Origin of the sequence: Aristaeella hokkaidonensis (genome assembly GCF_018128945.1) — a bacterium.
Classification (GTDB): Bacteria; Bacillota; Clostridia; order Christensenellales; family Aristaeellaceae; genus Aristaeella; species Aristaeella hokkaidonensis.
In genome coordinates, this window is the sequence record NZ_CP068393.1 from 1,234,192 (window position 1) to 1,248,138 (window position 13,947).

At 48.2% G+C, this 13,947-nt stretch carries 13 protein-coding genes; all 13 read right to left on the reverse strand.

Annotated features, from left to right (window positions below; all coding sequences use genetic code 11):
- Nucleotides 1-178: 178 nt before the first annotated feature.
- Nucleotides 179-2,299 (reverse strand): SpoIIE family protein phosphatase, encoded by a 2,121-nt coding sequence (locus JYE49_RS05690; RefSeq protein ID WP_143754554.1) that lies wholly within the window; start codon nt 2,297-2,299, stop codon nt 179-181.
- A gap of 353 nt (nt 2,300-2,652) precedes the next feature.
- Complete coding sequence (locus JYE49_RS05695) at nt 2,653-2,985, reverse strand: desulfoferrodoxin family protein (RefSeq protein WP_093958475.1); 333 nt, start codon at nt 2,983-2,985, stop codon at nt 2,653-2,655.
- A gap of 33 nt (nt 2,986-3,018) precedes the next feature.
- Nucleotides 3,019-3,177: a hypothetical protein gene (locus tag JYE49_RS05700; protein ID WP_179217449.1), complete on the reverse strand. Its 159-nt coding sequence runs from the start codon at nt 3,175-3,177 to the stop codon at nt 3,019-3,021.
- Nucleotides 3,178-3,412: 235 nt separating this feature from the next.
- Entirely contained in the window at nt 3,413-3,916 is a 504-nt protein-coding gene (locus tag JYE49_RS05705) for a hypothetical protein (protein WP_093958474.1), read from the reverse strand.
- A gap of 233 nt (nt 3,917-4,149) precedes the next feature.
- Entirely contained in the window at nt 4,150-5,775 is a 1,626-nt protein-coding gene (locus tag JYE49_RS05710; RefSeq protein WP_093958473.1) for an AAA family ATPase, read from the reverse strand.
- A gap of 245 nt (nt 5,776-6,020) precedes the next feature.
- Entirely contained in the window at nt 6,021-6,938 is a 918-nt protein-coding gene (locus tag JYE49_RS05715; protein ID WP_093958472.1) for a radical SAM protein, read from the reverse strand.
- 113 nt (nt 6,939-7,051) lie between these two features.
- A complete protein-coding gene (locus JYE49_RS05720) occupies nt 7,052-7,246 on the reverse strand; it encodes a hypothetical protein (RefSeq protein ID WP_093958471.1) in 195 nt (64 codons plus the stop codon).
- Nucleotides 7,247-7,263: 17 nt separating this feature from the next.
- The gene (locus JYE49_RS05725) at nt 7,264-7,542 is read right to left on the reverse strand and encodes a PqqD family protein (RefSeq protein ID WP_093958470.1); all 279 of its coding nucleotides are present in this window, start codon (nt 7,540-7,542) and stop codon (nt 7,264-7,266) included.
- Between the two features lie 22 nt (nt 7,543-7,564).
- On the reverse strand, nt 7,565-8,272 hold the full coding sequence (locus tag JYE49_RS05730; protein WP_093958469.1) for a hypothetical protein: 708 nt from the start codon (nt 8,270-8,272) through the stop codon (nt 7,565-7,567).
- 451 nt (nt 8,273-8,723) lie between these two features.
- Nucleotides 8,724-9,404 carry a metallophosphoesterase family protein gene (locus JYE49_RS05735; RefSeq protein WP_093958468.1) on the reverse strand — a complete coding sequence of 227 codons (681 nt, stop codon included), beginning with the start codon at nt 9,402-9,404 and terminating at the stop codon, nt 8,724-8,726.
- 350 nt (nt 9,405-9,754) lie between these two features.
- Nucleotides 9,755-11,032, reverse strand: coding sequence for an ABC transporter substrate-binding protein (locus tag JYE49_RS05740; protein ID WP_093958467.1), 1,278 nt, complete (start codon nt 11,030-11,032; stop codon nt 9,755-9,757).
- Nucleotides 11,029-13,563 (reverse strand): response regulator, encoded by a 2,535-nt coding sequence (locus tag JYE49_RS05745; RefSeq protein WP_093958466.1) that lies wholly within the window; start codon nt 13,561-13,563, stop codon nt 11,029-11,031. Before JYE49_RS05745 ends, JYE49_RS05740 begins: the two co-directional genes overlap by 4 nt.
- Nucleotides 13,564-13,605: 42 nt before the next feature.
- A complete protein-coding gene (locus JYE49_RS05750; RefSeq protein ID WP_093958465.1) occupies nt 13,606-13,947 on the reverse strand; it encodes an Hpt domain-containing protein in 342 nt (113 codons plus the stop codon).

Sequence of the window (13,947 nt, forward strand, 5' to 3'; positions counted from 1 at the left end):
TAAGCTAGACTGTCATGTATATTTCTGCTGTTCCGTATTTTATCTCATTTCCTTCCCTGTGACAATACGATAGTAAGAGTTACTCTTGCTATCGTAAGAATCAATTCTTCTTCAGAAAAAAAGCTTCTGTTTTCAGAAGCTTTTTATCCGCCATTTTTAAGTTTTAAGTTTTAAGTTTTCAGTTTTCATTAGGTTCAGTTCCTAAGAACTGAACACAGAGCATCGTCACATCATCAAACTGTGCCGCATTCCCCACAAACCCCTTCAGATCCAGGTGTATGTGATGAATCAGCTCTGTCGGATCTTCTCCCTGGTGCTCATTCAGCGTCTCCAGCAGCCTTTCTGTTCCGTAGAACTCCCCTGCTTCATTCGTCGCTTCCGGAATACCGTCTGTATAGACAAACAGTTTCATTCCTCTGTTCAGCTGCAGGGTATAGTCCTTATACTTCACATTCTCCAGGCCGCCGATGACAAACCCATGCTTATCCTTGACCAATTCATACCGTCCGTCTTCGCCCTGCAGGATCGGATACTCGTGCCCGGCATTGGCTGCGGTCAGCAGTCCTGTCTTCAGGTTCAGGATGCCCAGCCATACCGTCACGAACATCTGTTCCTTGTTCTTCTGGCAAATCTGGTTATTCACTTTCTGCAGCACTTCTGCCGGGCTTCCGCCGTTCATGGTGTGGTTCTGCACAAGAATCTTGGCAGCCATCATAAACAGGGCTGCCGGCACTCCCTTGCCGCTTACATCTGCCATGACCAGGCCCAGGTGTTCGTTATCAATCAGGAAGAAGTCATAGAAGTCTCCGCCGACCTCTTTCGCCGGCTGCATACTGGCGTAGATGTTCATGTCCGTCCGTTCCGGGAATGGCGGGAAGATATTGGGCAGCATTTCCGCCTGGATCCGTCTGGCCAGATTCAACTCCGTGCCGATCCGCTCATTCTCCGCGGTCACCCGGCGCACTTCACCCACGTATTCAACTGTCTTATGGCTCAGATCCGCGAAGGATTCTGCCAGCACTTCAATCTCGTCTCCGGTGCGGAAGGTTTCCTCCATCTTGAATTCCGGATTCTCTTCTCCCAGTTCCGTAATCCGCTTTGTAATCTTGTTCAGCGGTCTTACAATCCGCTTGCCAACAATCACCGTGTTCAACAGCAGCAGTGCCGCCAGTCCGGCAATACAGATGAACGCGATGGTTTTGCTGTTATTTGCCTTCTGACGGTAGGTAGAAGTGGCCTCTGACTGGATCTCTGTATATTTCTCCTGCAGCATGTCCACGGGCGTTTCTGCCCGTTCTTCGCTGAATGCGGTGATCAGCGTCCAGCTCACCGTTTCCAGCGGTACGCCCATCATGTAATAGTTCCCGCTGCCCAGCTTCACGATCCGGATATCGGTCTGGTCTTCCAGTGCGTCTGTTACCAGCTGCCCCAGTTCGGTATTCTCGCCTGTCCGCAAATCCGCCGCTTCCGCGCTGATGCGTGCCTGGAATTCCGGCTCTGTGGAGGTGGTAAACAACACATGACCATCATGGTTTACCGCTGCTCGGAATCCGCCTTCCACGTCGGAAGCGCCCAGGCTCTCCATAATATCATTCAGATAAACGTCCGCTCCAGCTACTGCTGCCAGTTTTCCGTCCGGGTAGTAAATCGGCATGGCACAGACGATATTCATCTGTCCTGTGGTAGCATCCACTTCCACATCGGAGAAACACAGCTTCCCTTCCGCTTCTGCCTGCTGATACCAGTGCCGTGTCCGTACGTCATAATTCTTCATGCTGCCGTCTTCCAGGAACCACTGTCCGGAATTCCTGCTTACGGAGAAGAATGTACCGTCAGGCATCCCCAAGTAGATGTTAGCGATATCCGTTACCGAGCACAGGGAGATCATCGTCTCGGACATACTGGCCACCAGGCCCAGATTCTTTTGAATCTCCGGATCATTCGGATCCACGTCATCGGCCATCAGTACCTGCGTTGCCAGCTTGCCTTCGTTCTCAGGCTTGGGCGGAGCATACGTATGGGGCGTATAGTTTTCAGGATGGGCAAACACTTCTGTGGCATAGTCTGCCAGGAACATAACGCGGGTCTTCGCGCTTCGGAACATATCATCCGTGATCTGGGCTTCCAGCACAGAGGAACGTTCCATGTTCTCCCGTACCACCTGGTCCATGATCCCCACGGTGGTATCCGTGATGGTATCCTGCTGCTTCTGGCTTGTTTCCGCCGCCAGCTGCGAAAGCATCCCGCTCTGGTACATCGTCAGCCCGCCATATGCCAGCAGACTCAGCAAGATAGTCACCAAAACAAGGGTAAGCACCTTTCTCTCGATGCCGCCTTTGATCTTATGCCTGTCCTTTATCACGTAAGTTCCGCCCCTTCCGATATACTGCGAAGGTTTTTGATTATTATACTATATCCTTCCATCCCTTTCCAGCCATTTATCCGCTTTTCACAGTACAAATCTCACATAATTCATCTAGTGTTTTTAGTGTGTAGTGTTCGAGTGTGCGCACGTGGCGGACACCGGGGACGGTTCTGCCACTGTCCACTTACGTGGATAGTCAGAACTGTCCCCTGGTGTCGCACAAAAAAAGAAGGCTGCTTTCGCAGCCTTCTTTACATCCTCAATGTTATCATCTCACAAAATCCGCTTTATGCTTTTGCCACCCACAGCCCATGCAGATTGCAGTATTCATATGCCGCCACGACCGGCTCTGTCACAGCAAAGTGCGCTTCAGGCTTTTCACCAGGCTTCAGGACATGCTTCTGATACCCTGTTGCAGTCTCCAGGATAATCCACTCGATGTAATGGACATCCAGCATGGGATGTGCAACTGATCCGATTTTCACAGTGACATGATCACCGGTCTGTTCAATCACCGGCACATGCTTCTCATAGGCTCCATCCGTCGTATTTGCAACAATAGCCTCACCAACCGGCACATCAGATATAACAATCTTTCCATCAACCTTATAAAAATTCATATTCGTTTCCCCTTTCTTTTACATTCTTATACTTCAGTGTTTACTTGCCATCATCATTGTCAGAAACAACTCCTGCCAATTATGCGATTGATCTACCGCCTGTTTAAGTAGCTCTTTTTCCACGTCGTTTAAATTGCGATTACCGTATTCTACTAAGAACTTACATATAGCTTTTATTTGTTCTTCATTCATCACTACACTCTCCTTTTGTGTTCTTTTTATATTATTCTTATTATTCATAAAACATATAGCATCTTAAAAACATATAATCATAGTTACTATATCTATACTATACATTTATCAATATCATCTGTCCATATAATCAAGACAAACTTTTCAATCCAGTTTGGATTCCATACTCTATCATTCTTAAGTATAAAGTTTCCATTTTTCAGTATTCATTGGCCGCCTTTGGCGGCACCTTTGGTCATATGTTCGGCCAGTATTCGACTGCTATTTCCTCAATGATATCCGTCATCGTTGCCACCCATTCAGACCAATCCCTCGACTCTTTCGTGATCATGACCACATGATCCCTCAATTCCATATTGATCTTTTCATAATCCCACTTTTTCAGCAACACACGAATATAACCATCCAGTATTCGTCTGGCTATTATATTATTCCAACCCATATGTCTTTTCCGTCCTAAATTCTGGATATAATCGATGGCCTGATATACAGGCATTGTATTCCTGTTATGTAATATGCCACCGATCTTGTTCAGGAACTCATTAACCGACTCCTGCGTCGGCATCTTATTTGCGTCATACCGGAAATACCGTCTGACACCGATCTCAATACATTCCTTAATGAATTCCATAGAATACTTGTAGTAATAAAATCCAAACTGTTTTCTGTTCTTCAGGCTCAAAGAAAACGGAAAAGTCACCTTGCTCTCAACAAAGTTGATGAAATCATAGTAAGTCATACTGTTTCCCTCCTGTTTTGTCGTTTTAGATTGTATTGAGACATGAAAAAAAGGAAGCTCTTTCGAACTTCCAGTCTTTCTTACCTTAATGATATCACGTGAACATACTATTTTTCTAGTGTCAGGGAACTATCATTTTACTCTCCAGTAGTTTATTCATGTATTTCTTTTCGAACTTAAAAGTCCAAATATATTACTATCTACTCGTCAAATTGTAGCCTTAGAAATGATTTTTATTCGAAAATTTCCTTTTCGAGTTCTTTATAAATATCCATATCAGGTGATATAAGCGTAGCTAAAGTATCACGCAAAAAGGATTCTGAATTATTCCCACAACGCGTTAGGTTTAATTCTCGCTTTATTGCATTATATATCTCACCACCTGCAGATTTAATATCATCTTCTGGATTTCCTCTATTTACAGAGTTTTTTATTGCTGTTTTTTTTGCTTCTATACATGCATTAAACTTATCTTGTTTACCCATTTTATCACATAGTTTTCTTATAACTGAATCGTCATATAAATACGCTTCCAAATGTCTTTTGCGTAGTACTCTTATCCCTTTTTGTTTTAAATCTTCAATTTCTTGTTCACTCCGATCATCTCGATCTACTAACTTTATTATTTTTGAATTCTTCAAAATTGTTGATAATATCTCACCATGCTTATCCTCTATGTTTTCTATATCATTGCATGAACCACCCGATATAAAGAAAGCTTCAGGATGAGTATTTTCAAACAATGTGGAATAAACCGATTTATCAAAATTCTTTCTTTTATTCCCGCATGTACTACCTTCACAAAAAACTATAGTTTGCGGCAAAATTAGTTTGGAAAAATCTCCAAATGCAAGTTCATAGAATTTTTCCATTACAGCTTTACCAATCTTGACCGGCTGTATTATTTGATCATCATCAAAATCACGCCCTCCAAAGTCTAAAAACACAACTGAGCCTGGTTCTTCTTTTTCAATTTGTTCAGCTTCCTGAAGCATTCCTATAGAATGTGTTGATATCCAAAGTTGTGATTTCTCGGGAATCAACTTTGTCAATTCTCGCAGCACTTTACTCTGGAGTTTTGTGTGCATATGGGCTTCTGGTTCATCAATACAGTAAATCGCATCTTCATAGTACTTAGATTGAACTACTAAATCTAATATAAGGTCAAATGTCGCCTTCTCTCCAGCTGAAAGATTCTGATAATCGAAATCTTGTATAACTCCTTTTGTGAAGAAAAAGCTCCCATTTGTTAGCGGTTGCCCAAGAGAACTCAAATTCAAATCTTCAAATACATTTTTTAGAGCTATTTGTATTTTCCCCACCAATTCATCGCGAAGCATTGCAACCGTTTTACCGTTATTCGATGAATCATATATTCCTGAGATTGTATCTGCAATTAATCTCTGATAATTTTCCGAAACTGTTTGATCATTTTGAATTAATGTGTTTAAACGAATAGATGTAATTGGGTTTTTTTGCATTTTCATAGCACGAATCTCAAAATCAGGCTCATTCCTATATGCACTTCTAAAATAGAAATGACCTTTTATATCATCATTATTTATCGTTTTTGAAAAAGTTTTATCATAGAAGGTAATATCCACTTTATTCGCTGTATTATGATGCCATTCATTAACATCATACGGCTTTGTACTACTAGTTTTATCAAGATAATAGTAATCACCCACATTATAAAACCCATAGTACTTATAAAAGTGATTCAAAGCCTCTATAAATGAGGTTTTCCCACTACCATTAGGACCAACTAACATTACTAATTTCGTGGTTTCTGGTATATTTTCTACAATAACATGTGTAAATCTCTTGAAATTTATAAGTTCTACGCGTTTAACTTTCACCTGTAATCCTCCCTATACTGCTGATTATAGTTGCGTTACTTCATAAGAATATAGATATATTTATCCTTTATAATACTTTATACCTTCTTAGTTTTATTTTCTTTTTTCAACTTCTTCTGATATTCATCCCAAAACAAGCCGGATCTTTTGATCCAGCTTGCCCTTCCCTCCATAATTATGAATTGTGAATTATGAATTGTGAATTGGTATACCTCCTACTTCCTACCTCATACCTCCTACCTGTTTCACGCGCTACACGTCGTGAATCTTTTCTTCGCTTGTTCACACGTTTCCCTTACCTTCTCCAGATATCCTTCCTTCCACACATTCTCCATATCGTCTGTAATACGCTTCCACGATACAATCTGGCCGTCCGGGCCTATATACCAGCCTAAATATCCTTTTTTGCCTTCATTCTTATAATCTATAACCCTGTATTCTCCTGTACCCTTATACAGATCCACTACGCCTTCAAAGCGCACAACTACACGCATTCCATCGGCATAATACTCTGGAATATACCGAAGTACGGCTTCCACGTATTCCTTTGTGCTCATCTCATTCCCGGCGGCATAGTGCTTCCACATGTCATTATTTCTGACTTCATGACAAATGATCTTCCTGACGCCCAAGTCTGCAAGTACATCCACCGTTTCCCGCAGAACATCCGTATTCCCGCGGTGAATGTTCATCTCAACGCTGGTCGGGAATCCCCTGAGACAGCAGCGGATCAGTGCGTTCCTTGCCGCCTGTTCCGCTCCTTTGATGCCCCGCATCCAGTCATGCTTTTCCACGCCGTCAAAGCCCACGCAGAATTCCGGTTTCATACCGCGCTGTTCAAACTGATCCAGTACGCTGTCCATCAGCAGCCAGCCGTTGGTATAGATCTTGTCGATCTTCATGCCTTTTTCCAGCGCATAGTCCACCAGGCTCCAGAAGTCCTCCCGTACAAACGGTTCCCCTCCGGAAATCTTCAGGCTCCGCACGCCGCATTTTGCCATCCGGTCAATTGCCTGGATCGCTTCCAAATGTGTCATTTCATCCAGGGCGGAATCCGGCGTATTGACGCAGCAGAACCTGCACCGGAAGTTGCACCTTCCGGTGATCGTCCACAAAACCTGTTCAGTATATCGCTTGGCAAACGGATCACAGTACTTTTCCATGCTGTTCTCCTTCGTCTTGTCGCGCTGTTCAAAGAAAACTTCTGACTATGCGAGTGAAGGGTATCAAAAGATGCTTTGATACCCATACAAAACAAAATGTATTTAGACGATTATCAGAACCACCAGCCACCAAACCAGCCGCCGAACCATCCCCATCCCCATCCATGGGATGCTTTTTTCGTATTCTTGGTATTTGTATTGTTATAAGGATTATAACAATTGAATGACTTCTGGTCATAACCGGAGCATGTCAGGATGTCTTCATTCCCCAGGTTGATAATGGTTACCTTCGCTTTCTCGTACTTCATTTTTGTTCCCCTTTCGATTATTGAATGGTTTCTATTGCGGGAGAGATACTCTCCAGAAATTCGCCAATGTCCTGCCTGGCGGTAGGCTCATCCAGGTCCACGTAGCGTTCCATGGAAACTGCAATCAGCTTTTCAAAGGTCGTTCCCTTTTCAATCATTCCCCAGTAGAACGCCCCTGTTTCATTGGTCTGGATAATCTTCCTGAAATGATCCGCGTTCTCCCCGGTGGCTATGATCATGTATTCGTCCAGCATCTTCTGCATGACGAACCCATCCCTGGCCCTGATCATCCGCATTCCTCCTTTTTCCTTTCTTCTGTCAAACAACGTATTGTACTTTCTTTTCCTTTTGAATCTGTTCCCAGAGCTTGTCCGGCTCTTCCTTGTACATATTGCAGGTGTACAGGTAAAACGGCACTTCCCGGATAAAGCGTTCCATCAGGTTCATGAAGACGCCCATGAGCTTGGGATTGCTGGGCACCAGCACCTGTTTGAAGAGCCGCTGCGAGATCTCCTTCGCGTCCATGCGCCGGAGGGATACTTCCTCGCCCCGCTCCAGGAAACACACCGCTTTCATCGGAACGCTGGTGTTCTCGCCCAGGTGCTCCTTGCCCCGCCAGGGCGTTCCGCAGGCGAAGAGATGGTCATTCACAAACCGGAGAATGGGTTTATCCCCGTTTACCACCTGCATCCGCTTGCCGAAGGCTTTCTTCCAGAGCAGGACCCGGGTGGTTTTGCCCGTACCGCTCTCCGCCGTAAACACCACGCCTTGTCCGTCGATATTGATCACCGCGGCGTGCATCAGGAAAGCGTTATAGTCCATCATCAGGAGGGCGATCTTCCGGTAGAGGCAGAGCTGCTCATTCTCCTCCGGAGTCGGCTGCCCTTCCGCGGCCATTTCCACTTCCGAAGCGGAAACCGTTACCCAGGGTTTCTTACAGCTCAGGTAATCCTTGTAGATCATCCTGGTGGATCCGAACCGACTTCTAATCTCGACCGGAATCCCTGCAATTTCGATGGTAAACATCGGTCACCTTCCTCTGTTTCATCTCTTCGCAAATCATTTTCAAGGGTTGCAAACGCAATCTGTTTCGTTACTTTGCATTTTACCGGCCATGTATCTCAAATTCAATCCCCTATGTAACTATTGCTTATTTACGATTACATAACCGTGTAATTATTAAGGCCTTAAAAACCATGTAACCCTTATAAATCAACGGTTCCAGTAAAATCCAGTGTTTACCATGCTTGTACGGTTTTTGGCGTACATTCGTGTCCAAAATATGTAAAACGTTTCGTGCTTTTTTCAGCTTCATTTTGGGTTACATAACCAATATGTATATTTTTCATGTAATCATCCATCAGCATAATAAAAGAATCTGGCCAAATATTGACCAGATCCGCTTGGTTCCTATTGATTCATCCGTACAATTGTCTATAAACCCCCGTACAACAGCGGGCTTGCCTTGTATGTTTGGTTACATACATATCAAATTGTATTTGTTTTGTATTTTCACTAATGCCGTTAATTTTCCGCCTTTTCCGCAGCCTGTATCAATACAGATTGTGCCCTTTTCCGGCAGCGGCCGTTCCTCATTATACGGCAGGACTTCCGTTGTGGCCTCGTCCCCTGCAAACCACGTCGGGTTTTCCAGGGCGATATGCCCCACGATCGTCAGCGGTCCTTTATAGCAGTTCCTCATCGCGATCCCGTGATCATGGATCAGGGTCTCTGTATCATTCGCTTCAATGGGATCGATCAAGAGCCCTGCATGCACGCACTGGAAGCCTTCTCCCTTGTAATACATCCTGCAGTGTTCCCGGATCCAGGGAGCCGCCTCTTCCATCTTCTCCCCGTGTGCCTTGAAGGAAGCGACCGTTGCGCCTTTTCCCACCTTATCCCAGATCATCCGCTCCTTCAGCGTCAGCTTCTCCCTCAGCAGGTAATCCTCATGGTTTCCCCGCAGGAGCACAAACTGATCTCCATAGGTCCGCTGCAGGCTCTTTACGGTATGGAATACTTCCCAGCTTTCCGGCCCACGGTCAAACAGGTCACCCAGCAGGATGACCTGGTCTTCCTTTTCCGGTTTAACTTTATCCAGAAGTGCGCACAGTTCCTTATTGCACCCGTGGATATCGCCGATGATGATGGTTCTCATGGTGGTTGGTGTCCTTTGTGTACGGAATAGATGATATGTATGGATTATACAATAGGATGAGGATGTTTGTCATGGGATTTTGGATAAAAGAAAAGCAGGAATACCGGAGGGTGTTCCTGCTGAAGGGAGTTCCGGATAGGTTGAAGGTTTAGGTCCCCGGAGGAGATCCCTCGACTACGCTCGGGATGACAAGTGGAGGCAATGATGTTCCGAATAACGTTCGAGGAAACTTGTGGTACTGGGAATTGCGTCCTTCGGACGTAGTAAGGGATCCTTCGACGCACTCACTTCGTTCGTTTGCTCAGGATGACAGCCTTATTATGCCAATCCATACGCAATGGTGTTCCGTTTTATTGCAGGGTTCCGAAAGCGGCCACCGCTTCATCCACGGTCATGGTGCCGTTGCTCACCTGCCAGCCGGCCTTGCGCACCTGGGCGTCCGGCGTATCCGCCAGTCCCAGCTCCGACATGTTGATGACCCGGCTCGCGTCCATCCCGCCGAAGGCGGCATACACGCCGTCCAGGGACATATCCGTGCAGGGCGTCACCATCCGCTTGGCCTGGGCCATCCGGTTCATCTCCCCGGGTGTTACCAGGAAGCGCATAAACTCATTGGCCATCTCCAGGTTCTGGCTGTTCTTGTTCACCGCAAACCCGATGGATACCAGGTTCAGGAAGTATCCTCCTTCCTTCGTGGAGGGCACCGGATGATAGCTGTACTTGAAGGGATGGGCGGTAAAGGCTTCCGACTTCTTTTCCCGCTTTTCCGTACCGGATACCGTATTGCCGGAAGCCATCATCATGGGAACGTCCCCTTCAAAGAACCGCAGGATCAATGCCTCATAGTTGTTGGCGATCTGGCTGCAGCTTTCCAAGTCTATATATCCCCGGCTCATGAAGTCCGCCGCCAGTTCCAGCGCGCTGCGCATATATTCGCCCGCGCCTTCCTCCATGTTGTTCATCTTCCGGATGACGTCCTCTTTCCCCTGGATCTGCGCGCAGAAGTAGGGATAGAACATGGGGAAAAGCATCTCGCTGCCGTTATTGTAGGCCATGATGGGGCTGGCATATCCGGCGGCCTTCAGGGCCTCACAGGCGGCGATCAGCTCGTCATAGGTCTTCGGGATCGCAATCTTGTTCTTCTCAAAGATCTCTTCATTCACCAGCATGCCGTAGGTGGTGGTATAGACCGGCACCGTCGGCACGTTCCCTGCCGCGTCCTTATAAAGCAGGCTTTCCCTGATGCAGCTCAGGTCGATTCCCGTTGCCGGATCCGCCAGGTTCTCCGCCTGCGCGTATTCCGTGTCTCCCCAGGAAGAATAGGTAAAGAAGATATCCGGCGCCTCACTGCTCTCCAGCGCGGTCGCGATGTTGTTCTTATAGTCGTCCATGTAGACGTACTTCAGGTTCACGTTCGGATAGTGTTCCGCAAACCGGTTGAACTCCGTCTCCAGCGCTTCAAAGTTCTCATAGTGCCCGGATACGGTAATCGTGCAGTCGGCCTTGGTGTCCAGCTTCGGTGCAAAGCCTTCCTGCTTCTTTGCTTCCTTTCCCGCGCACCCTGTCAGGCACAGTGCGAGCACCAGAACCAATACCAGCGCAAGCTTCTTCATTCCCAGCTTTTTCATGCCCTGTTCTCCTCCTTGATTCTTCTGATTTCCTTCAGCACGATCTTCATGTCAATCGGTTTGGCGATATGGCCGTTCATTCCGGCCTCAAAGCATTCCGCTACGTTCTCGGAGAAGGCGTCCGCCGTCATGGCGATGATTGGGATCTGCCTGGCCCAGGGATCCTCCAGGGCCCGGATCTGCTTCGTGGCCTCAATGCCATTCATCACCGGCATCTGGATATCCATGAAGATCAGGTCGAATTCACCCTTCCGGGCGTTCTTCATCCGCTCCACCGCTTCCAGGCCGTTCACCGCCCGCTCGGTCTCTACGCCCTGCATCTGCAGGAGCATGGAGATAATCTCCCAGTTGATGTCATTATCCTCTGTCACCAGGATATGCATGCCGGCAATATCCGCATTTTCATCCTCTGTACCGTTGTTCTCCCGCTCATTGCCCAGTACCTCACTCAGCTTGTTGTACAGGGTGGAGCGGAACAGCGGCTTGCTGATAAACCCGTTCACCCCGGCTTCCTTCGCCGCCTCTTCCATATCACTCCAGTCATAGGCGGAAATCAGCACGATCGGAACCTTGTCGCCCATCTTTTCCCGGATCTTCCGGGCCGTCTCAATGCCGTCCATATCCGGCATCTTCAGATCCAGCAGCACCACCTGGTACTGGGCCCCGTCCTGGACCTTCTGTACCGCTTCCATGCCGCCCGCCGCGGTATCCGCTTCCACCCCGATGGACCGCAGGGTATCTGCGGCCGTCTGCCGGAGCACGTCGTCGTCATCCGCGATCAGCACGTTCACCGGCGGAAGCTTCATTTCTTCCTCTGTCTTGTCCGCCACCGCGATCTCCAGTTTCACCGTGAAGGTTGTTCCCTTACCGACCTCACTCTCACAGTCAATGGTGCCGTTCATCAGGTCAATCATCTTCTTGGTGATGGACAGTCCCAGGCCCGTTCCCTGGATGGTGTTCACCCGGCTGTCCGTCTGGCGGGTGAAGGGATCATACATATGCTGCATGTATTCCGGCGTCATCCCGATGCCGGTATCCGCCACCACATAGGTAATCTTTACGGTCTTGTCCGTTTCGCCCTTCTCTTCCCGGATATCCACGTCCACCGTCCCGCCCGGCTCCGTATACTTCACGGCATTGGACAGGATGTTGATGAAGATCTGGTTGATACGCAGCTGGTCCGCGTACAGGTATTCATGCTTAAAGTGGCTGACCCGGAAGTTGAAGTCGATGTTCTTTTCCTTCACCATCGGCTGGGAAATGTTCACCAGGTTCTCCGCGCATTCCACAATGGAGAAGGTCACCGGACTCAGGTTCAGTTTGCCGCTCTCCACCTTGGAGATGTCCAGGATGTCGTTGATCAGCGTCAACAGGTGGTTGCTGGCCAGGTTGATCTTCCGCAGGCTTTCCTTGACCGTCACCTGGTCTTCCGTGTTCTTCCCCGCGATCGTCGTAAGCCCGATGATCGCGTTCATGGGCGTCCGGATATCATGGGACATGGTGGACAGGAAGTCTGTCTTGGCCCGGTTCGCCTGGTCCGCGGCCACAGCCGCCGCCTTCAGCTGGCGGTTCAGGTTCATCACGCTGTGCAGGTTGAATATGAGGAGCAGCAGCAGGCCCGCCACGATAATCCCGATCAGCGTCCAGTTGCTTTCATGCTCCTTCAGTTCCCGCATCGGGATCATCGTCACGATGATCCAGTTGTCTGTGTAGTTCACCCGCGTGTGGCCAATCAGGCATTCCTGGTCCTGGGAGTTTATCATCTCCACACTTCCGGGTTCTCCCCCGACGACCGCCCGCAGCTCGTTCACGCTGGCGGCAGTAAAAGTGTTGTAGGACTGGTAAAACTCATAGAAGTTTGAGTTCTTGAAGGATTTCCCCCGGATAATATAATCCCCGTCCGCATCGATCAGGGAGATCACCGCATCCTGGTAATCCTCTGTCGGGAAGGCCCACCGCTGTTCAAAGGCGGAGATCGGGATAATCCGGAGGATCACGGCGTCCTTGTTCTCCCCGGTCTCTTCATCCCGGATCTTCACGTTACAGCAGAAGGCGATGGACTGGATCGCGTTCACCGGGTTGGTATAGGCTCTCGTCACCTTTACCACGCTGTCCTCGCTCATCAGCATCCCGTATTCTTCTTCCAGAATGTCGATGTTCTTATACGATACGGTATAATCCCCGGGATCCTTTTTATGCGCTTCCGTGGAAAGGCCCACCAGTTCCCCGTTCTCCTCATACAGGATGTGGGCCATCACCTGCGGTCTGTTCACGCTCTTTCCCAGGAAGGAGATGGCTTCCTCCGCTGTGAGATCTGATGCGTTAATGTACCGTGCCCAGGCGTTACACACCTGCTGTTCTCCCAGCAGGTAGTTTGCCGTCACGCTTTCCATGGCGGCTGTCATATTCTCAAAGTCTTCCCGCTTGGTTTCCATCCGCCACTGCTGCTCGCTGCTCACGTCCAGGAACACAGCCGCCAGCACCGCCAGGATAATCAGGATATTCCCAAGGATGATCAAGCTTTTCTTCATTTCGTCACACCTTTATAAACCCAGCCATTCCCGGCCAAAGCATCATTCCCCGCAAATCCCCAATAACTTCTCCCGTTCTTCCCGGATCACCTGAACCAGTGCGGAATAGTCCGTCTCCTTCTTCTCCCGCAGCATTTCTGTGATCTCGCACACCGGGGTCAGAATCGGCGTCAGGGCCAGGTTGCTCGTAGTTCCCTTCAGGGCATGCGCCGCGGCAAAGGCTCCGTCCAGGTCCCCGCTCTCAACGCTGGAAAACAGCTTCTCAAAGTTGGCGTCTTGAGCGGCCATCTTCACCAGCCGGAAATAGAACCCCTCATTGTTCATGCACCGTGTCAGACCCTGTTCGGTATCCACGCCCAATGCCTTCAGTTCCGCAATCGTCAT